The 20,914-nt window shown below is 52.1% G+C and carries 18 protein-coding genes; 1 reads left to right on the forward strand and 17 read right to left on the reverse strand.

What is annotated here, in order from left to right:
• Positions 1-65: 65 nt before the first annotated feature.
• From METTU_RS00935 to METTU_RS00950, 4 genes are all read right to left on the reverse strand, one after another.
• Positions 66-1,277: a hypothetical protein gene (locus tag METTU_RS00935; protein WP_006889416.1), complete on the reverse strand. Its 1,212-nt coding sequence runs from the start codon at positions 1,275-1,277 to the stop codon at positions 66-68.
• A gap of 425 nt (positions 1,278-1,702) precedes the next feature.
• On the reverse strand, positions 1,703-3,196 hold the full coding sequence (locus METTU_RS00940) for an efflux transporter outer membrane subunit (protein ID WP_006889417.1): 1,494 nt from the start codon (positions 3,194-3,196) through the stop codon (positions 1,703-1,705).
• A 14-nt stretch (positions 3,197-3,210) separates the two neighbouring features.
• Positions 3,211-6,411 (reverse strand): efflux RND transporter permease subunit, encoded by a 3,201-nt coding sequence (locus METTU_RS00945; protein WP_006889418.1) that lies wholly within the window; start codon positions 6,409-6,411, stop codon positions 3,211-3,213.
• A 3-nt stretch (positions 6,412-6,414) separates the two neighbouring features.
• The gene (locus METTU_RS00950; protein ID WP_006889419.1) at positions 6,415-7,692 is read right to left on the reverse strand and encodes an efflux RND transporter periplasmic adaptor subunit; all 1,278 of its coding nucleotides are present in this window, start codon (positions 7,690-7,692) and stop codon (positions 6,415-6,417) included.
• 108 nt (positions 7,693-7,800) lie between these two features.
• Here METTU_RS00950 and METTU_RS00955 point away from each other — a divergent pair, with 108 nt between their 5' ends.
• Complete coding sequence (locus tag METTU_RS00955) at positions 7,801-8,478, forward strand: TetR/AcrR family transcriptional regulator (RefSeq protein ID WP_006889420.1); 678 nt, start codon at positions 7,801-7,803, stop codon at positions 8,476-8,478.
• Positions 8,479-8,691: 213 nt separating this feature from the next.
• On the opposite strand, the gene METTU_RS21990 is transcribed toward METTU_RS00955, so the two are convergent.
• The 13 genes from METTU_RS21990 to METTU_RS24210 form a co-directional block, all read right to left on the reverse strand.
• A protein-coding gene (locus tag METTU_RS21990) for an IS1 family transposase (RefSeq protein WP_217182747.1) occupies positions 8,692-9,440 on the reverse strand; the annotation gives its coding sequence in 2 pieces (ribosomal slippage) (positions 8,692-9,197 and positions 9,197-9,440; 750 coding nt in all).
• 98 nt (positions 9,441-9,538) lie between these two features.
• The gene (locus METTU_RS24200; RefSeq protein ID WP_254257792.1) at positions 9,539-9,919 is read right to left on the reverse strand and encodes a transposase family protein; all 381 of its coding nucleotides are present in this window, start codon (positions 9,917-9,919) and stop codon (positions 9,539-9,541) included.
• Positions 9,873-10,376, reverse strand: a complete 504-nt coding sequence (locus tag METTU_RS24205) for a transposase family protein (protein WP_050897696.1) — start codon at positions 10,374-10,376, stop codon at positions 9,873-9,875. Before METTU_RS24205 ends, METTU_RS24200 begins: the two co-directional genes overlap by 47 nt.
• 84 nt (positions 10,377-10,460) lie before the next feature.
• On the reverse strand, positions 10,461-10,997 hold the full coding sequence (locus tag METTU_RS00975) for a hypothetical protein (RefSeq protein WP_006889424.1): 537 nt from the start codon (positions 10,995-10,997) through the stop codon (positions 10,461-10,463).
• The gene (locus tag METTU_RS00980; RefSeq protein ID WP_006889425.1) at positions 10,948-11,343 is read right to left on the reverse strand and encodes a DUF4279 domain-containing protein; all 396 of its coding nucleotides are present in this window, start codon (positions 11,341-11,343) and stop codon (positions 10,948-10,950) included. The genes METTU_RS00975 and METTU_RS00980 overlap by 50 nt, the downstream gene beginning before the upstream one ends.
• 93 nt (positions 11,344-11,436) lie before the next feature.
• Positions 11,437-11,715, reverse strand: a complete 279-nt coding sequence (locus METTU_RS00985; RefSeq protein WP_006889426.1) for a hypothetical protein — start codon at positions 11,713-11,715, stop codon at positions 11,437-11,439.
• Between the two features lie 20 nt (positions 11,716-11,735).
• Positions 11,736-13,691: an RHS repeat-associated core domain-containing protein gene (locus METTU_RS00990; protein ID WP_006889427.1), complete on the reverse strand. Its 1,956-nt coding sequence runs from the start codon at positions 13,689-13,691 to the stop codon at positions 11,736-11,738.
• Entirely contained in the window at positions 13,673-13,984 is a 312-nt protein-coding gene (locus METTU_RS00995) for a hypothetical protein (protein ID WP_006889428.1), read from the reverse strand. Before METTU_RS00995 ends, METTU_RS00990 begins: the two co-directional genes overlap by 19 nt.
• 232 nt (positions 13,985-14,216) lie before the next feature.
• Positions 14,217-14,504, reverse strand: coding sequence for a hypothetical protein (locus METTU_RS01000; RefSeq protein WP_006889429.1), 288 nt, complete (start codon positions 14,502-14,504; stop codon positions 14,217-14,219).
• Between the two features lie 4 nt (positions 14,505-14,508).
• Positions 14,509-14,952 (reverse strand): TreTu family toxin, encoded by a 444-nt coding sequence (locus METTU_RS25020; RefSeq protein WP_436969943.1) that lies wholly within the window; start codon positions 14,950-14,952, stop codon positions 14,509-14,511.
• 65 nt (positions 14,953-15,017) lie between these two features.
• The gene (locus METTU_RS01005) at positions 15,018-15,419 is read right to left on the reverse strand and encodes a tetratricopeptide repeat protein (protein ID WP_040579504.1); all 402 of its coding nucleotides are present in this window, start codon (positions 15,417-15,419) and stop codon (positions 15,018-15,020) included.
• Between the two features lie 4 nt (positions 15,420-15,423).
• Positions 15,424-18,909 (reverse strand): RHS repeat domain-containing protein, encoded by a 3,486-nt coding sequence (locus METTU_RS21510; protein WP_006889431.1) that lies wholly within the window; start codon positions 18,907-18,909, stop codon positions 15,424-15,426.
• Between the two features lie 10 nt (positions 18,910-18,919).
• Complete coding sequence (locus METTU_RS24210; RefSeq protein WP_254257793.1) at positions 18,920-20,065, reverse strand: hypothetical protein; 1,146 nt, start codon at positions 20,063-20,065, stop codon at positions 18,920-18,922.
• Positions 20,066-20,914: the final 849 nt, after the last annotated feature.

The raw sequence follows: 20,914 nt of genomic DNA on the forward strand, positions 1-20,914 counted from the left end.
CAATGTTTAATAGCCTGTCCGAAGGGAGTGGTTATCAGGCTGGAACCTTGAGATTCCAGCACGCATCATTTACCTTTCGATGTGAACTTACTATAAAAGCCTTTCAGTTTCCCCGGCGTTTTTTTAGCCTCGTCATCAGGCTGTTGTTTCGTAGCCGATGGCAGTGTTTCATCCGATTTTGCGTCTGTCCACTGCGGTTCTGTTTTAACCGGTTGTTGTTTTTTACCGAATAGGTTTTTGATTTTTCCAAGTGATCCTTTCGCGTGAATAACCGGTTGCTGTTCGATGTCCAATGAGGCATACGGCTCTTCTTCGTCCGCCGGTTGTGGTTTTATGTCCGGTCGCACGGGCGTTGCCGCTTCGACAGTCGTTACCCATTCAATTGGCGTTTCTTCAACTTGCGGCTCTGCATTAATTTGCTCGACTTGTTTATCTTGCGCAGGTTGGGGGGCAACCAGGGGAGATTCAAACGATGGGCTTTCTACCGCTTGTGTCGGCAGTTGCCAGTCATTAACAGCCCTGAATGTTTCCGGTGTAGGCTCTACTTTGGGTTCTACTTTAGGTTCTACGGGGGGCGTTGCAGCGGGCTGGAAATTTTTCAGGGTGTCGGACAAAGCCTGTTGGCTATCGTTCTGTTGTTGCAGCATTGATTTTTGTTCTTCAAGCGCTTGTTCCAGTTTTGAAAGCTGGCCGGTGTGGTTGTCTAATGTCGATTTCAGGGCATTAAGCAGCGATTCTTTTTCGGCCAGTTTTGCCGTTGCCTCCTGACAGGTTTGCTGTAACTCGATTTTTGCTTGTTGCTCGGTACGCAGACGCTCTATGAGCTGCATAATGACTTTATCATGTTGCTGCCACAACGGTTCTGCCTTAACGTCTTCGCTTGCAAGTAACGGCCGTTCGCCAAGATCAAAGCTTGTTGCCAGCGTCTGAATAGTTCCGGCAACCTGCTGGTTGCGTTGATAAATCAGCTGTTCCAGCGCTAAAGCCCGTTGCGTTTCATCTTGAGCGGCAGATTGGGCTTTTTCCATTTGTTCAACAGCCGCCGCCAATTCTTCTTGACTGAGCTGTAGCTGTTGTTGCGCGGCGTTGAGGGTTTTAATAGCGGCTTTTTCACCGGCAATTTGCCCTCTTTTTATGGAAGCAATCCTGATACTGTAAAGTATTGCTGTCAGTAGCCAGACAGCTGTCGCTAATACCGCAGCATACAACGCATTATTTAAGGTAAAAAGATACCATTCGGAAAGCATAGCTTTGATAAGGGGTAGGTATGTTTGCATAGATATTCCTCAATAATAAAATTTTTACATATTGTACTCGGAGCACTGTTAGCGACGCTGATATTTTTACCAAGGGCGATTTAGGGGGATTGTTTTTTGTGGCTTTGCGATGTTGCTTTCAAGATCGGCTCTTCACCCGTTCAATTTTGGTTTATCAGTGAAAATTGCCATATCTTTATGGCTACCCGGACTTGGGGTTTGAGCAGGGAAGGTTGCAGGCGGTGGTTCTAGTCAAGCACATGGATGTGGCAAGGCTTTTCCGGACGCAACGCTCTGCGTTCGTTATTCTTGGCTAGACTGCTCATCGGCTCGATTTGAGTTATCTGCCGATGTTACACAAGTCGCAAAAGGCACCACGAAGACACGAAGTTTTATATTTTTTCTTCGTGTCTTCGTGGTAAAAATTCCCTAGCTATTGCGTAACATCAATTATCTGTTTTACTCAAATCAATGTTCGATTCCCAGCCGCCGCCCAAAGCCTTGTAAAGTGCCGCCAGCGCCGTCGCTGTGGCGGTTTGGCTCTGGGCCAGGCGATCCTGGTCTTGCAACAGGCGCAATTCGGTATCCAGTACCGTCAGAAAATCGCTCACGCCTTCCGCAAAACGCAGATGAGCCAGTTCATGGGCTCTTTCGCTGGCTTGGGCCGCCGAAGTTAGCAACTCTCTCCGGCTTCGCTCGCGGTTGTAATTCACCAGCGCGTTTTCGGTTTCTTCCAAAGCGCTCAGCACGGTCTGCTCGTATTGAGCCAGACTGGCCTCGGCACGGGCATCTGCGGCCTTAATGCGGGCATATACGCGGCCTAGATCCAAGGCGGCCCAACTGATCTTCGGGCCAACTGAATAGGCATCCGATCCTACGGCACCGATTCCCGACAGAGTGGTGGCTTCAAGGGAGAGGGTGCCCACAAACGTTACACGGGGGAAAAGGTCGGCGGTGGCAACGCCGATGCGGGCGGTAGCCGCTGCCAGCCCCCGTTCAGCGATGCGGATGTCAGGGCGGCGGCGCAACAGCTCCGCAGGCCGACCGATGTTGATGGTCTTGGGGATTTTAGGCAGCGGCGCGGGCTGCGACAGCTTCTCGGTCAATGTGCCCGGAAGCTGCCCGGTGAGTACGCTGAGTCGATGCATAGCCTGATGAATGGCGTTATCCAGAGGCGGGATGGTGGACAAGGTGGAATCAAGTTGAGCGGTTGCCCTCGAAGTGTCGAGTTCGGTTCCACGACCGCCTTCGAGTCTGACGCGAGTTATTTCCAGCGTTTGAGCCTGGTTTCCAGCGTTCTTTTTCGCCACGGCCAACTGCTGTTGCAGACCCCGCAATTCGAAATAGTTTCTGGCTACTTCAGCGATCAGGCTGACACCGAGATCCCGAAGGTTAGCTTCCTGAGCATCGACTTCGTCGCTGCTCGCCTCTACATTACGGCGCACCCGGCCAAAGAAATCGACTTCCCAAAAAGCATCGAAACCCGCGCTATAGAGTTTCAGTTCGCGCGGCGCGTAAGTTAAGTTGTTCAAAGCGCCGACACTGCGTTTCTGCTCCGTATAATTGGCATGCGAGGTCACGGTTGGGGCCAAATTCAGCCCTGCATCCAGATATAGGGCCCGTGCCTCACGAAGATTGGCGCGGGCAGCCTGGAGATTGCGGTTGTGCCGCACGGTCTGATCGACAAGCTCGGTTAGGCCCTTGTCTTCAAACAGCTTCCACCACACCACTTCCACGCCTTGCTCGGAGAATTCCGGATGACCGATATTGGCGAAGGCTTGACCGGCATCGGTTGCCGGGGTCTTGTAATCGGGACCTACTGCGCAGGCGCTCAGTGCAGCGGCGCAGAGGAAGGCCAGACCCAAAGCGCTGCTTCGTTCAAATGCAATGAATAAAGCATTGCCAAGTTGCATGACAGGGTGAGATTCTGCGGAGTGCATCTTTATTCCATGGTTCATAAATCGTGGCCGGAAGAAGGTTCATGAGGCAACACGTTCGGAGCCTTGTGCCGGGAGGCTTGCCAGCGTTGCGCCAATGACTGCGCAACCACGTAGAATACCGGCGTTAACAGGAGACCGAACACCGTCACGCCCAACATGCCGCTAAACACGGCGGTGCCCAGCAATCGCCGCGATTCCGCTCCCGCCCCTTGGGCGATGACCAGCGGAAACACGCCCATGATGAAAGCGAATGAAGTCATCAAAATGGGCCGTAGCCGAATCCGCGCCGCTTCCACCGCCGCATCGAAACGGCTAAGGCCTCCCTCTTGACGCCGCTTGGCGAATTCCACAATAAGAATGGCGTTCTTGCTGGCCAAGCCTACCAGTACAATGAATCCGATCTGGGTGAAGATGTTGTTGTCCATGCCGCTCAGCCATACGCCTGCCAGAGAGGACAGAATGCACATGGGTACGATCAGGATCACTGCAAACGGTAACGACCAGCTTTCATACTGGGCCGCCAAGGCCAAAAACACGAAGATCACGCTCAAGGGAAAAACCAGCAGTGCGACATTTCCGGCCAACACTTGTTGCAGGCTGAGTTCGGTCCATTCAAAGTCGAACCCCGGCGGCAGCTCAGCGCCCAGCAGTTTGTTCATGACGGTAATCGCCTGGCCGGAGCTGACTCCGGGTAAGGTGCTGCCGTTAATTTCCGCCGCAGGATACATGTTGTAGCGGGTGATTTTGTCGGGTCCGTTAATTTCCTTAACCGACATCAAAGACCCGAGCGGCACCATGCCGCCTTGAAGATTACGCGTCTTCAGCTTGGCGATGTCCGCCGGTTTCATGCGAAACTCCGAATCGGCCTGCGCCACTACCTGGTAAGTTCTGCCAAAGCTGTTGAAATCATTGACATACATCGAACCCAGATAGATCTGCAAGGTGTCGAACACTTCTTTCAAGGGGACATCCATAGACTTGGCTCGGGTACGGTCCACGTCCAGAAAAAGTTGCGGAACTCCCGCGCGAAAGGTCGTAAACAGCCCGGTCAGGCCCGGTTGCTGATTGCCTTTGGCGATCAGCTCGTTGACAGTGCCCTGTAACGCGTCAATACCGGCATTGGAGCGATCCTGGATTTGCAGCTTGAAGCCGCCTACCGAACTCATCCCCCGGATCGGAGGCGGGGCAAATACCGCAATGTGAGCGCCTTCGAGCTGGGCGAGCCGCTGCTGAAGACTTTTGATCACCGCATTGGCATGAAGCTCCGGGTGTCCCGCGCGCAGGTCGAAATCATCGAGTCGGGCGAACATCGTGGCGACGTTGGACTGACTGGAGCCGCTCAAGATCGAAAAGCCGGCATAGGCATTCAGATGCTTAACGCCTTTCGTTTCGAGAACGATGCGGGTGGCCTGCTGAACCATTTCCTCGGTGCGCGCCAGCGAGGCTGCGTCGGGCAGCTGCGCATACAAAATCAGGTAACCTTGATCCTGCTGGGGAATGAAACCCGTCGGCACTTTTTCAAAGGCCAGGAAGTTGAGTCCGTTGAGCCCCACATAGAGCACCAGCACCACCGCCGTCATGCGAATCAGCCTGCCGACCAGGCGCGCGTAACCTTCGCTGAACGAATCGAAGAACCGGTTGAAAACGGTGAAAAAACGGCCGAACAGGCGATCGAAGAGCCGCGTGAACCCATCCTTATCGCCGTGCGCCCGATCCAGCAACAGCGCGCACAGGGCAGGGCTCAGGGTCAACGAATTGAACGCCGAGATCACGGTGGAAACCGCGATAGTCAGCGCAAACTGCTTATAGAAGGCCCCCGAAACACCGGTGATGAAGGCGGTGGGTACAAATACGGCGACCAGAACCAGTGCCGTAGCAATGATCGGGCCTACCACTTCTTCCATAGCCTTCCGGGTGGCATCCCGGGCCGATAATCCCATCGCAATATGGCGTTCCACGTTTTCTACCACCACGATGGCGTCATCCACGACGATACCGATAGCCAGCACCAGGCCGAATAACGATAAGGTATTCAGCGACAAGCCCATTGCCGCCATTACCGCGAAAGTGCCGATCAACGAAACCGGCACAGCCAGCAGCGGAATGACGGTGGCGCGCCAGTTCTGCAAAAATAGCACAACCACCAGTACGACCAGCAGGATGGCTTCGAACAGGGTCTTGGCCACCGCGTCGATGGATTGCTGCACGAACACAACGGTATCGTAGACCATGTTGTAATCAAGGCCTTCAGGAAAGCGCGTCTTCAGCTTTTCCATCGTGTCGACCACCGCCTTCTTGGTCTCCAGCGCGTTGGAACCCGGCAATTGGAAGATGGCAAGACCTACCGTGGGCTCCCCGTCCAGGAACAGCCCCGAATTGTAATCCTTGGCGCCCAGCTCGATGCGAGCCACGTCCTTGAGGCGGGTGACCTGGCCGTCAGCCCCTTTTTTTATCACGATGTCGGCGAACTGTTCGGCCTCCATAAGCCGACCCAGCGTACTGACCGTGTATTGGAAATCGGTGCTCTCCTTGGTGGGCTGCTGGCCCACCACGCCCGCCGCTACCTGGATATTCTGTTCCCGCATGGCGTTGACCACATCGGTGGCCGTCAGGTTGCGCGCGGCAACTTTCTCCGGATTCAGCCATAGGCGCATGCTGTAGTCGCGGGCGCCGAAAACGATAATGTCACCGACACCGGGCAGCCGCGCCAGGGTATCCTTGATTTGCAGCAGCGCGTAATTGCTCAGATAAACACTGTCATAGCGCTTGTCAGGGGAGATCAGGTTGACCACCAGACTCAAGTCAGGGCTGCGTTTCTTGACACTGATGCCTTGTCGGCTCACTTCCTGAGGCAGCTTGGGTTCGGCCAGAGCCACCCGGTTCTGCACCAATACCTGGGCTTTATCCAGATCGGTACCCGGCTTGAAAGTAATGGTCAGCGCCATGCTGCCGCTGTTGGTGGACTGGGAGGACATGTACAGCATATCCTCGACGCCGTTCACTTCCTGCTCGATAGGCGTCGCCAAGGTTTCGGCTACCACCGTGGCGTTGGCGCCGGGATAGACTGCACTCACTACCACAGTAGGGGGGGCGATCTCGGGATATTGGGCAATAGGCAGGCCAATTAGCGCTAACCCTCCAACCAGGACAATGACGATGGATAATACCGATGCGAAAATCGGCCGGTCGATGAAAAAGTGTGTAAATCGATTCATGGCTTATTTTTCTCCATCGCGCCCGGTGAGCGAGATGCGTTCCGGATTCACCTTGGCGCCCGGCTTGAGCTTTTGAATGCCTTCGATAACCGCCCATTCTTCAGGCTTCAATCCTTCGGTAATCACGCGGGACTGGCCGATATGAGCGCCGAGCTCCACTTTGCGATATTCCACCTGGTTTTCCTGATTCACCACCCATATGAAGCGTTGCGCCTGGTCCGTGCCGATGGCCCGATCGGGAAGCAGGATAGCGGGGTACGGAGCGCTTCCGCGAACCCGCATGCGGGCAAAAAAACCGGGGCTTAACAATTCGTCCGGATTGGCGAACACGCCCCGCAACGTTACGGTGCCGGTCGCCGCATCTTCGCGCGGCGATTCATAATCGAGATGGCCTTGATGCGGAAAATTAACTTCATCAGCCACAGCCAACTCCACCGGAGTCCGTTCGTCGCCCAGACTGCCCCGGCCCCCTTTTTGGGCCTGACGCCGATATTTCAGCGCCGAGCGTTCGTCCGCATCCACGTAAACATAGACCGGGTCGGTGGAAACGATGAAGGTCAATAATGTTGCATCGCCTCCGCCACCGTTGACCAAATTGCCCGCAGTGATTAATTCGCGACCGATCCGTCCGTCTATCGGGGAGCGTACTTGGGTAAAGTCCAGGTTCAACCGAGCCGTATAAACATTGGCTTGTGCAGACTGAACTGCCGCAACCGTCTCCCGAAGTCCCTTGCTACGCGCATCGTGTTCTTCTTCGGAGATTGCTTTGGCGAGAAATAAACGCTCGGCCCGGGCTAAGTCATTTTTTGCCAGTTCGTGCCGGGATTTAGCGCGTTCCAGTTCGGCTTCGGCAAAGTTAAGTTGGGCTGTAAAGGGTTTCGGATCAACCAGGAATAAAAGATCGCCTTTATGTACTTTGTCCCCAGCCTTGAAATTCACTTTCTCCAGATAGCCGCTCACCCGGGCGCGCACGTCTACCGAATTGACTGCCTCGATGCGGCCCGTGTATTCGTCCCATTCAGTGACTTCTTGCGACAGGGGTTGTGCGATTTTGACCTTGGGCGATTGGCCCTGCTGAGAACCAGGACCGTCATGGTTTCCGCATCCGGTCACTGCCATCAGGGCTATGGTGACCAACAGGCCGACTCGTGCATGCTGTATTAATGTCCCGTCATTCGAAGGAACGCTTCGAGGCCGCGATCCGTGAAAGACTTCAGGGCTCGGCTTTCTCAATGGACTTAAACGATGGGGGACAACCGACATGAGAGTTTCTTTTTGCATCCTTTTATACCCGGCTTTTTTTAAGGAAAAAAATGGTAAGACATATTACCATTAATTTAAGGTATGATCACAATAATTTAAGTCAATGAATTTCGTGAGTATTACGCAATGATTAAATGTGGACGACCTCGCAAAGGAGAGGAGCTCCTAAGCCGTGATCGCTTACTGGATACGGCCTTCACCCTTTTTCTTGAATTCGGTTACGGCAACCTCAGTCTGGAAACCATTGCTCGGGATGCGCGCGTGTCAATGCGTACCATCTATAACCAGTTTGGCGGTAAAGCCGGACTATTCGGTGCTGTGATAAGGCGTTGCAGCGACCAATTCGTCACCGGCCTGTCGGAAGAGTACGCACTGAAATCCTCTCCGGAAGAAGCGCTGGTCTTTTTTGCCAAGCAGTTTTTGTACAGCATCACGCGGCCGAATGCGGTGCGCATACGTGCCATACTCATTGGCGAATCGCTACGCTTCCCCGATCTCGCCACTCAATTCTATGAACAAGGACCGCAGCGCACCCTCGATCATCTCGCCCAGTTTTTCGCCCGGCAGCAGAAAACGGGCTGTTTTGCCGAAATGGAGCCGCGTTTTCTCGCCGACCAACTTTTGAGTGCATTACGTAATGAACGGTTTCAAAAACTGCAACTCGGTTTGGAACCGACGCCGGACGAAGCGGAAATTGATGTCTGGGTGCGACAGGCCATTGGCTTTTTTCTGCGCGGCAGCCTGAAAAACAGGCGGGACGGTACAAACGATATTGTGGATGAACCGTCCGACCGGAATCGTTAATTCGTTTGTAGGATTAAGGAATACATCGAGCTATGGGCTAAATTTAGGCGTGTTCCTTATTTCCAGAAGCCGGGAACCGGTGCAAGTTGCAGATTTTCTCCTTAAAGCATTTTTCGACGCTGAAAGCGCAGATGTTGCTTAAGAAAAGTTTGATCCGGTTAAGTATTCTTGAAGGATTCCATTGCCATCAAGGGTAGTGGGTTAAATCTGTAATTAGGCATGAATATCCAAGCCGAATTCGACCTTGTTAATCAGTAATCCGATGACCGTATCATGCATTGTTTCCAACTTTGAGAAACAGATTGTTTTTCGTGTGAGTCGCTTAATCCACGTTCTGAAATTCAAATTTTTACGTTCAATCTTTTGGGTATTGCGCTTACCCACCTGATGCTTATCGACGTCAAGGTGACGATCATAAGCCCCCCAATCATCGGTGTAATAACGGCTAATGCCAAAGGGCTCAAGCAATGCTTTCAGCTTTTTGAACACGATATCCTTGCGTTTGCCAAACACATAAGCCAGTACCGTGTTGGTGGCATGATCAACGGCATACCATAGCCAGCGTTGATTGGACTTGTTGCCTACAAATGACCATTGTTCGTCCATTTCAGCTTCTTCACAAGCGAGTTCCAGTCTCACGGTCAAATTTCCTGCCGCATTTAAAACCTGAAAGTTAGGATTCACCTGGACAAGGCTGCTCGACTTTTTTTTAACGTGCTAATCACTGTGTTTTTGTTGATCTTGAGAACCCGTGCGGTATCACGGATACCACTCCCATTGATGGACATGTCCACCACTTGCTCTCTAATGCCCGGCTCGCAAGCCTTATAGCGGTAGAATGTTTTAGTTTTGCATTCCGGGTTGTGACAGCGGTAACGCTGTGTACCCGCGGCACTACGGCCAGACTTCATGATGAGGTTGCTGCCACAAGCCGGGCCGCTAATTTCTTGATAACAGGTCATATCCAATATTATATAAGCAAATCACATATTTGACCCATTACCCAATAATCTTATAGTCTTTATCTGTCATTTCGATTTCACATCATTAGACATCTTTCCTAAATACCGTCGTAGCGCAAGTTAACAAGAGCTGCCACTAAACGCCATGTTAGCGAGTAATTTTTGTGCTTGCCCCGATAAACATCTTTGACAATCCTGAAAACCTTGCATCGACGATTGACATGCTCAATGTAGATGCGTCGTTTTGCTAGCGCCTTATTATGAGCTTTGTCTTCTGCCGATAAGGGCTGGCCTTTTTTCTTTTTAACCGGCAGGGTCGAATTCTGATGGTGTTTGTGTATCCCTTGATATCCAGAATCTGCTAATAACAAGGCACCGGAATGTAACAATAAGCGGTTGTTTTTAAAGACCAAAAAATCATGCTGTTGACCTTTACCCATTACCACGGAGAGAATGGTCAGCGTCAATACGCAGATCACGAGCTGGGCCTTGATCGTGTGGCGTTTTTTTTCCTGAGTAGTAGGCTTTCTGATTTTTGACAGGGCGCTCGATGGGTTGCTCAGAAACATCAATGGCTAAAGTGGTCGTGGAATCCTCCAGCAACGTTTTACGGTTGGGGAGTTTTTCGACCTTGGCTATCATCCTCGCGGTGCGGGTATAAATCTTATGACAGTAAGATTCGCTGATATCAAAGATCGCCCCCAAGTTTATCAGGGTCGGATAATGGCGAAGGTAATAGAGGGTCAATAGCAATCGGTCTTCTAAGACTAACTTGGTGTCTTTCCGTCCGCGCATTGTCAGTGGGTTGAGGGCTTTTTGTGTGGCAATATAAGCTGTTAATTTGTCGTTAAGGACATGGAAATCTTCTTTTGATAAGCCGACAGTCCGCATGAATTCTTCGGGGTTGTCTGTGGGTAATTGGGCATAAGGTTTCATGGCTATCCGTGTTTTCAGCGGTCGGGCCGCTATTATAACCCTGGCAAGATTAGTCCTATACCGACTATTTAGGAAAGATGTCTATTAAGGTAGTCCATATATGGGGTCTATGTCATCGATGGCGCTGGTTTGCCGTCCGGCGGCGTCGTAGCCGTAGTAGCGGCTGTCGGGCAGTTGGCTTGATGCATCAAAGCCCATGCTGACGATGATGTTGCGTCCGGCGAGATCGTAAAAGCGTTCGTTCTGTTGGTTGTTGCCCAGTTCCAGCCGTTGACTTGGCCGTCGGGTTCGTAGCTGATTTGGTTGATGACGGGCTGGCCGTTGCTGGTGATGGCGGTGATGCGGTTGCCGGTCCACTGGTTTCGATGCTTTGTCCTCCGGGGCTGAGGCTGGCGGTGCGTTGTCCTGCGGCGTTGTAGCTGACGGTTTGGTCGTCATAGGCGATCTGGCTGATGCGGTTGAGGCTGTCGTAGCTGTATTAGCGGTCTTGCCACGAGCATAGGTGCGGGTCTTGAGGTTTCCGGCTGCACCGTGGCTGGTTTGTTTCAACAAGTTGCCCACTCTTTTATGTCTACTCGACTCTTTCGGGTAATAAATATAGATCAATATCAAAATTGGCACCAAGGTTTGCTATTCCGTCAACTATGTTACTGTCGAAAAATAGAGGAGGAGCACTGTCAGTATATATAGCACACCAGACTTCGACGGTATTTCGTTCTGACAGCTTCTTGATTTTTGTAGCAACTGGCTTAGTACGAAGTAGCAACGCCTCTAAATGCTGATCAAGCGAAGCTTCTTTTTCTAGGCCAGAGAAAAATATGCAGCCAGCGCTTTTCTCAATAATCTTAGTGTTCGGCCTTATATCGCCCTTTGACCATACTCGATCTGGGAGAAGTTTATTTAGTTCCTGAATATCTAATGTACTATCGCTATCTAACGTTATTTTGAGTCTAACAAAGCTATCCATCGTATCGCCTTTCAAAAGTCGTTAATGTTATGACCCGTGGGATCGCCTGGACCAATGCCACTTTTGGGTTTGTATCTTTGGAAATAATCAATCTTAGGCTTCAGGCATCTTAATAAACTTGGCCTCGAGTTCAATCTTATCTCCTGACTGGATTTCAAGCTTTAGATGATAGTTTCCGTTACTAAGGAGAATTGGGCCAGTAACTTCATTAATCGATACACTCTCACCCCATTCCTCACGCTTAGGAATGTGCAAGTTAACCAGCCCATCAGCAATAAGAATCACTTGATTGGATTTATAATTTTTAAAGGTAATGGTAACTATACCTTTAATCCAATCAACTAATATTGAGACCAGCGTCCAATCGTGCATATGTAGTTCCTGTAAGTAATTTAATTTAATGGCAGATGAGCCTCTGGTGATTCCGGTGAAACCACATTACCATTAATATCAAGCCTTTCTCCAGCCGGATTGTTTACGTGACAGTGAGGTCCAGTGCAGCCACTTTGGGGATCTGGATGGGTTAGCACGCGCTGTTTGCCCGTAACAGGATCAATATATGCTCCCTTCCCAGATTTAGGATCTCCGGTGGGAATTAATCCCTTATCTCTTGCAATCTGATCGATTTGGCTTGGCGTTTTACCAGCTACTTCTTTAGGATCGATATGAGGAGATGAGCCTTCATTAAACATCCGATCAATAGAATCAAAGCAACCCTGAATTGCTTTCTTACAAGCAGCGGGATTGATTGCACAAATAATAGCCCCTGTAGCTGCGCCAGCGGCTGCACAACTAACCGGACCTATTCCGGGTATAAAACATAGAGCTGCCGCGCCAGCTGCTTCACCCGTTGGATCGACAAGGTTAACCGGATTCCCCCCAACATATGCATATGTATTAATTCCACCCCGCAATCCAATTAGATCACTCTGATCGTATCCTCCTATACTTGGGTTGTAATACCTCGTCATGTTGTAATGCAGGCCAGTTTCTTGGTCGTAATACTGTCCCGGAAACCGCAGATTAAAAACAAAAGCTCCCAACCCTGAGGGGTTCTGATCCGGCAAACTGTTACCAAAGGCTTCGGATTCCCAACTCCATACTACCCGATTGTCATTAGGCCGGGTAATTTTTCTGGGTGTGCCCAGATGATCGGCATGGATGTAGTAAATATCCGGCGTTACGGCTGATGTCGCGGGTTTCAGTGCCGCCACCGGCAGGTCGCCGAGCCAGATGATTTCCTGGATGAGTTGGCCTGACGCATCGTATTCGCCGGTCAGGTGGCCTTGCTCGTCGTAGAAAAACTGGGTGGTATTTCCGGCGTTGGTTTTGGTTACGCGCTGGCCGATCGCGTCGTAGCCGTAGTTGGTGGTTTGCGCTGTTGTTGTATTGGTGGTTGCGATGCGCCTTCCTGCGGCGTTGTAGCTGTAGCTGAAGGTGCCGTCACTGGTCAGGTTGCCTGCCGGGTCATAGCTGTAGCTGACGGTTTGTGCGCCGCTCTGGTTTTGCAGGCGGTTGCTGTTGGGGTCGGTGTTGTAACTGTGTAGGATGGTGGTGTCTTTTATTTTTTCGCTACGGTTGCCGCTGAGGTCGTAGCTGTAGTCGGTGCGACTGAGTTGTGGTTCGCCGCGCTGGCTACCGGTCAGGCGGTCGAGTTGGTCGTAGTCGTGGCGCTGGTTTAGACTCGGGTCACTATCGGCGATGGCGCTGGTTAGCCGTCCGGCTGCGTCATAGCCATAGTAGCGGCTGTCGGGCATTTGGCTTTGTGCATCGAAGCCCATGCTGACGATGATGTTGCGCCCTGAGAGGTCGTAGAAGCGTTCGTTCTGTTGGTTGTTGCCCCAGTTCCAGCCGTTGACTTGGCCGTCGGGTTCGTAGCTGATCTGGCTGATGACGGGCTGGCCGTTGCTGGTGATGGCGGTGATGCGGTTGCCAGTCCACTGGTATTCGATGTTTTGTCCGCCTGGGCTGAGGCTGTTGGTGCGTTGCCCTGCGGCGTTATAGCTATGGCTGACGGTCAGTGGGGTTGCACCGGTGTTTTGGCTTTTTTGGCTTTTTTGGGTGATGCGGCCGTGGCTGTCGTAGCTGTAATTTATGCTGCTGTTGTTATTGGCTAGGCTGCACAGATGGCTGATGCCGTTGGTGCAGTTGTACCAGGTGTAGTTGACGGTTTGGTCGTCATAAGCAATCTTACTGATGCGGTTGAGGCTGTCGTAGCTGTAGTTGGCGGTTTTGCCTCGCGCATCGGTGCGGGTCTTGAGGTTTCCGGCTGGGTCGTGGTCGACAGCGGTGACGCCGGTATCCTGCCCCCCTTTTCGGCCGTTGTGGTTTACTTGCTCAACTGACATTTGGCCGTTAGGCCATCGTCGATAAGTATCTCAATCAATGGGGCATCTTCTAAGTGAATATCCAATGAAATAATTTGGCTTGCTAGCTCTAAAGCACTACATAGCTCACGAGTCGTGAGTTTTACTGGTCCAGTCTGTACCCGCTGCCAAAGTTCGCCTAAAATCACAGCCTTAGTGTCAGACAAGGTTTCTATGTCCATCATCACCCAAAGTTGTTCAGGTGTAAATTTCGCACCGAGAAGTGAGCACACAGTTGAGCCATAAATCGGAAATGAATCTAATGAAGTATTCATAAACATTTTTCTCATTACTGAAGAGGCGTTGTTGAAGACGGGGGGGGGGGGGGCAGGTCTAGATACATAGGCTATGTGTCTAGACCTGCCCCCCCCGTCTTTTACTCTACGTGTTCAACTTGGGTCAAGGAATTCATTTTTTTTAAAAATAACTGGGGTCAGAGTAAACTTAGATTAACTTTACTCTGACCCCAGTTATTCCCTGACGCAGTAACCACTATTGATTTGCGATTTACCTTGATAATTGCGTCGTAATCAAATCTTCAATAAAAGCTGCAAGTTCCTCCTTAGCATGAAATTCTTTAGTATCCAAAATAATTACATCACCAGATTTACAACTATTGAACTGAAATTCAAAGAGACTTTTTTCAGGCCAATATGTTATCCCACCGACATACTGACTACTTTCAAGATCAGCTCCACAACTACCATAACAAGGAGCCCTAAAAGACACTTTTATTCCATAGCGCACCAGCAATTCATCCTTTACTTCCAACGCATCTTTAAGCATGTTGTTCATTGAACTACTCCTCACCTGGTACTCTTATATTTCTTGCATTCGGCATTTCGAAGTCGGCAGGATTCCTGCTTGGTACACGCGCATCATAACTATTCGGCCCTGGAATCCTCCCCGTACCTTGCGAATGAGGTAGTACACGGTTAGCAGGCACATCAAATTCAACATAGCGATCACCTGCTGGAGGATTTCGATAGGCATCTGGATTCGCTGGGTCTGCTACCCTAGTCTGACCACCGCCACCTTCTTGGACACGTCCAGTTTGTCGCATCTTTGCCAATTCTTCTGGACTCATATGACGACCAACCGTTTTATTTTTAACATCCGAGGTACTTTTATCGTCACTTCTAACTTTTTTCCAAACCCATTTACATCCATCCCATACTTTCTTAATTACCCATTTAAATACATCGGATTTAGCGCTAAGTCCTTCAGGATCTACGTAATTAATCGGATTCCCTCCGACAGAGTAACTGGGGGCAGAGTAAACTTAAATTAACTTTACTCTGCCCCCAGTTACTCTTGTTTAAACTGCCTCAAGAGATCTATACCCTGATTTTGTATATCAATCTTCTGCTTGCTATCTAAAATTTCGTTATTTAGATTAGTGTGATTTGGATTGACCAATTTTAAGAGGTATAGAGCTTCGACTTCTAATCCTATATTTTTAAACGCCATAGCCGCACCAAACAACGCAAAATTTACCCCCCTTCTTTTGGGGTAACTTTGAGCGTATCTTAGGTAAGCGTCAATAGCTTCCGCGTCTCGACCCAATTCATACAACGAGTCCGCATAGGCCATCATAAGATCTGGATCCTGCTTATCAGATTCGTTTAGTACTAAATAACTTTCAATAAACTCTGCATGTTTTTTTGCATTCACATTCTCCAACAGTATTCGTATGTCTTCATCATTCATAGAATCACCAGTCTTCTCCTGTAGGGGACGGGTCACTTCCACCGCGACCACTTCTACCCTTTTTATCATGGTTGTCATTCTTTCGTCTCTCTGCCTCCGCAGGGTCTTTTGGTTTTTCCCTTCGTTCTTTATTACGTTTTTCCCTATTCTTGAGTGGGTATTTTTCGGTCGGGCAACTTTCTCCTTCATCCGATACTGAATTCATAACAGCATTCTGCATAATACTGTTGGTTTTGATTAAAATGCCAATAGTAGTTGCAGGTATTACCGGATAATTTTGTTCACTTGTCGTAGAGTGAAGTCCGAATGGATCGGTTAATCCTATAGGGTTTTGGGAAGCATACCCATAAGTATTAACCCCACCCTCTAATCCAATCGGATCACTCTCAATATACCTACCCTTAGCTGGATCATAATCCCTGAAGTAATTATAAAACAGCCCGGTTTCCACATCGTAATACTGCCCCGGAAACCTCAAATTAAAAACAAACATTCCCAGCCCGGAAGGATTCTGATCCGGCAGACTATTGCCGAAAGCTTCGGATTCCCAACTCCATACTACCCGATTGTCGTTGGGCCGGGTAATTTTTCTTGGGGTACCCAGATGGTCGGCGTGGATGTAGTAGATGTCGGCTGTGGCTGCGGGGTTTGCTGGGGTTGTCGGTTTCAGCACCGCCACCGGCAGGTCGCCCAACCAGATGATTTCCTGGATCAGCTGGCCTGTGGCGTCGTATTCGCCGGTCAGGTGGCCTTGTTCGTCGTAGAAAAACTGGGTGGTGTTTCCTGTGTTGGTTTTGCTGATGCGCTGGCCTAGGGCATCGTAGCCGTAGCTGGTGGTTTGCGCTGTTGTGGTGTTGGTGGTTGCGATGCGTCTTCCTGCCGCGTTGTAGCTGTAGTTGAAGGTGCCGTCGCCGGTCAGGTTGCCCGCCGGGTCGTAGCTGTAGCTGACGGTTTGTGCGCCGCTCTGGTTTTGCAGGCGGTTGCTGTTGGGATCGGTGCTGTAGCTGTAGAGGGTGGCGTTGTCTTTTATTTTTTCGTTGCGGTTGCCACTAAGGTCGTAGCTGTAGTCGGTGCGGCTGGTTTGTGGTTCGCCGCGTTGGCTGCCGGTCAGGCGGTCGAGTTGGTCGTATTGGTGCTGTTGGTTTAGGCTGGGGTTCAGGTCGTCGATGGCGCTGGTTTGCCGCCCTGCCGCGTCGTAGCCGTAGTAGCGGCTGTCGGGCAGTTGGCTTTGGGCGTCAAAGCCCATGCTGACGATGATGTTGCGTCCGGCGAGATCGTAAAAGCGTTCGTTCTGTTGGTTGTTGCCCCAGTTCCAGCCGTTGACTTGGCCGTCGGGTTCGTAGGTGATTTGGTTGATGACGGGCTGGCCGTTGCTGGTGATGGCGGTGATGCGGTTGCCGGTCCACTGGTATTCGATGCTTTGTCCTCCGGGGCTGAGGCTGGCGATGCGTTGCCCTGCGCTGTTGTAGCTGTGGCTGACGGTCAACGGGGTTGCACCGGTGCTTTGGGTTTTTCCGGTGATGCGGCCATGGCTGTCGTAGCCGTAACTTAAGCTGCTGTTGTTATTGCTTAAGCTGCACAGCCGGTTGATGCCGTTGGCGCAGTTGTCCCAGGTGTAGCTGACGGTTTGGTCGTCATAAGCGATCTTGCTGATGCGGTTGAGGCTGTCGTAGCTGTAGTTGGCGATCTTGCCTCGGGCATCGGTGCGGGTCTTGAGGTTTCCAGCGGGGTCGTGGTCGGCATCGGTGATGCCAGTGTCGGGGCTGGTTTGTTTCAGCAGGTTGCCCAAGCTGTCCACGCTGTAACGGGTGGTGAGGTTGCGTGGATCGGTGACGCCATTGACTTGTCCCAGGCTGTCATAGCTGATGTCGATTTGTCCTAATGTGCTGCCGATGACGGTCGGATGGGGTTCGAGCTGGCGTACCGGTTGGTTCAGGGCATCGTATTGGTACTGCCGGATGCGTCCGAGCGGGTCGGTGATCTGGGTCAGGTTGCCGTTGGCGTCGTATTGATAGGTGGTGATGGCCGGTACCGAGAAGGTGGCGTTGATTGATTTTGCTTGATTCAGGGTGACGGTGCAGGTGGTTGCTGTGCCGGTGCATGCGCCGAACCAGCCGCCGAAGGTCGAGCCGGTTGCCGGTACGGCGGTTAGGGTGATTTGGGTGTTTGTTGCGAAACTGACGCTACAGGTCGCGCCGCAGTCGATGCCTGCGGGTGTGCTGGTGATGGTTCCGGTTCCTGATCCGGCTTTGGAGAAACTTAAGGTTTTAAACGCCGGTGCAAAGTCGGCGCTGACGTTTTGTGCCTGATCCATGGTAACGGTACAGGTGGTCGTGGTACCGGTGCAAGCGCCTGTCCAGCCTTTGAAGGTCGAGTCGGTTGCCGGTGTGGCTGTCAAAGTGACTGGAGTGCTCCAGTCGTAGATGCCGCTACAGGTCGGGCCGCAGTCGATTCCTGCTGGCGAACTGGTGATAGCGCCGGTTCCGCTGCCGGTTTTAGCGGTGGTCAGTGTCATCTGCATCGGCGTAAAGCTGGCGGTGATGTTTTGGGCCTGGTCCATCGTTACGGTGCAGATGGCCGCCGTGCCGGTGCAAGCGCCGGACCAGCCCGCGAAAGTCGAGCCGGTTGCCGGTGCCGCCGCCAGGGTAACTGGAGTGCTCCAGTTATAAATGCCGCTACAGGTTACGCCGCAGTCGATGCCGGTCTGCAAGCTGGTGACGGTGCCGCTTCCTGTACCGGTTTTGGCGACGCTTAGTGTCATCTGCATCGGCGCGAAGTTGGCGGTGACGTTTTGCGTTTGGTTCATGGTCACGGTACAGGTGGTCGCTGTGCCGGTGCAAGCTCCGGACCAGCCATTGAAGGTCGAACCGGTTGCCGGTGTGGCGGTCAGGGTGACTAATGCGGCCGGTTTATGTGAATGCTCATCGTCCTCCTGCGCGTGCTCATGTTCTTTATTTTCATCTTTTCCTGAGTCGGCATGGTGGGATGCAAATTTCGGTGGATAGGTGGCGCTACAGGTGACGCCGCAATCGATGCCTGCCGGTGCGCTGGTGACGGTGCCCGTTCCTGACCCGGTTTTGTTGACGCTTAGTGTTATCGGCAGCAGTGCGGTTATGGCGGTGACGTTTTGCGCCTCTTTCATCGTGACGGTGCAGGTGGTGACGCTACCTTTGCAGGCCCCGCTCCAACCTTTGAATACCGACCCTGTCGCGACTGTCGCGGTCAAGGTGACGCTGCTTTTGGTTTTGAACCCGGCGCTGCAGGCAGCACCGCAGTTGATGCCTGCAGGCGAGCTGGTGATGATTGCCTCGCCTGCTCCGGCTTTGGTTATTTTTAGTTCTGACGTTTTGTCATTCTCTTTTGAATCATGGGTATTGTCATTTTTCTTTGAGTTATGAGTTTTGTCATCCGCCTGTGCAAGGCCGATTGTGAACAAGGTTGCCAGCAGCAAAACAGCCAACACGAAAACATTTTTTGTAGTCGATTTCATGACGGCTCCCTTATTGCGGCAAAACAAGATTTTGCAGACGCGACAGCGCGTCATAGACTCGACTTTGAGTGCGGGCCAGTTGTCCGCCGGGGTCGTATGCCTCTTCCTTGATCCGGTTGCCCATGGCGTCCAGGGTATAGGTCAGGGTGTTGCCCAGATTGTCTTGGGTTTTTATCAGGCGATGGGCCGCGTCGTAGCTATAAGCCAGATAGGCGCCATCGGGACGGGTGACACGGGTGACTTGGCCTGCGGGGTCGTAGCTGTAGATGGTGGTTTCACCGCCTGCATCGAGTGAGGTGAGCCGTTGGCGAACATCGTAAGCCATTTTCATCACCAGCCCGTTAGAATCGGTGAGTTCTTCCAGCTGGCCGTTTGCGGAGTAGCGGGTCAGTCGGGTGATGTGACCGAGGGCGTCGGTGATTTGCATGAGTTGACCGCGACAGCCTAGCTGTCCGCCTTGGCAAGCCGCATCGGCGGGGTAATAGTCGTAGGTGGTCAGATCGGACACATCGGTGCGCGGGCCGTCTTCGACTTTCTGCAGTAATACGCCGGGAACGGCGGAATAGGTGTAGGCGGTGTTCCAGCTGCGCGTGGTGTTGGCGGACAAGTCTGTGATGGTCTTTTGGGTGATGTCGCCTTGGCTGTTATAAGCGTAGGTGGTTTGCTGGTTGCCGTTGGTGATTTGTACCGGCAGGCGGAAGGTTGGGTGCCAGACGGTGGTGATCGTGCGGGTTGCCTGCGTGGTCGCTCCGCTTGATGTCAGGCCTTCGGTGCGGCTAGTTTCGAGGTTGCGGGTTAAATCATAAGTGTAATTGGTCCGATTGCCGTTGAAGTCGGTGCGGCTGGCGACATTGCCGTTGGCGTCGTAGGTCAAGTTATTGGCCGCCGCGGCGCAACCTGAGCCGGCCGGCTGGCTTTGGCCGGTGCTCTTGACTACGCCCAACACGGTCTGGAAAGTCTGGGAGTAGACCGAACCCAGCGGGGCGGTGATGCTGGTGCTAAGCGGGTTACCGTTGACGTCGGTGGAGTAGGTAAGCTGGTATTTCTCGACCCCGCCAGCATGCTCAGTGGAAATCGCCTTGCCAGTCGCGTCGTACTGGTAGGTGGCGTAACGCGCACCGTTCTCGTCAATAACGCCGGTCAAAGCGTTGGGCAAGTCGGCGCCCGCGGTGTTGGAAGGTTCGTTGTAAAGGTAGTTGCGAGCCTTGCTATCAGGGTAGATTACCGAGGTTAGGTTGGATATCTGTGGAAGTTGTCTCAGTGCGTCGTAGGCGTATCTGTAAAGCCCGCCGACCGGATCCGTCAGGGTGACCAGGCGCCCAGCCGTGTCATACGTGAAATTCAAACTGTGACCGAAGGGGTCGGCGACCCTGATCAGAAGGTTGGCACGCGGCGCGACGGTCGTCGGGGTAGCAGCGTCGCTGTAAGTCAGCGTCTGAGTAACACCAGCGCGGCTCTTGATAATAAGCAGCTTGCCGTCGGCGTCGTAAGTCTCCTCTGAGTCGTCTTCGCTGGTGTATCGCCAGCCGGTCAGGCCACCAACGCTATCGGTGAGGCGGACGAGGCGCGATACGATGTCGCTGTCGGCTATCCAATTATTTCCAGACTGCACGAAATACAATATGCTCCCGTTCGGGCGGCTTAGCACCGCAGTACTCCCGGATACGTCGATCCTTTGGAAGTATGCGAATCTCACATGAGCGACATTGTGGGGCTCAAAACTGTTATAGCTTCTGAAGAACACCAGACCGGATGACCAATGCCCGGAGTAGTCGGTTGTAGTTTGAAACTTGTTACCTATCCCTGGGTTGACAGGATTGCCAACGGATGTGCATGTTTGGCCGCGGTTCTTGTCAGTCTTGGGCGACTTGTAAGGGAGACACTTCCAAACTTGATCGACGTAACCTCCACGGTATCCATCAGGACAAGTGGCGGCACGGCCGAGGGATGCTTCAGCAGGTCCATCTTTATAGAGACACATCGCTCCAGCCGTCGTCTTACTGAA

The organism is Methylobacter tundripaludum SV96 (assembly GCF_000190755.2).
Taxonomy (GTDB): domain Bacteria; phylum Pseudomonadota; class Gammaproteobacteria; order Methylococcales; family Methylomonadaceae; genus Methylobacter_A; species Methylobacter_A tundripaludum.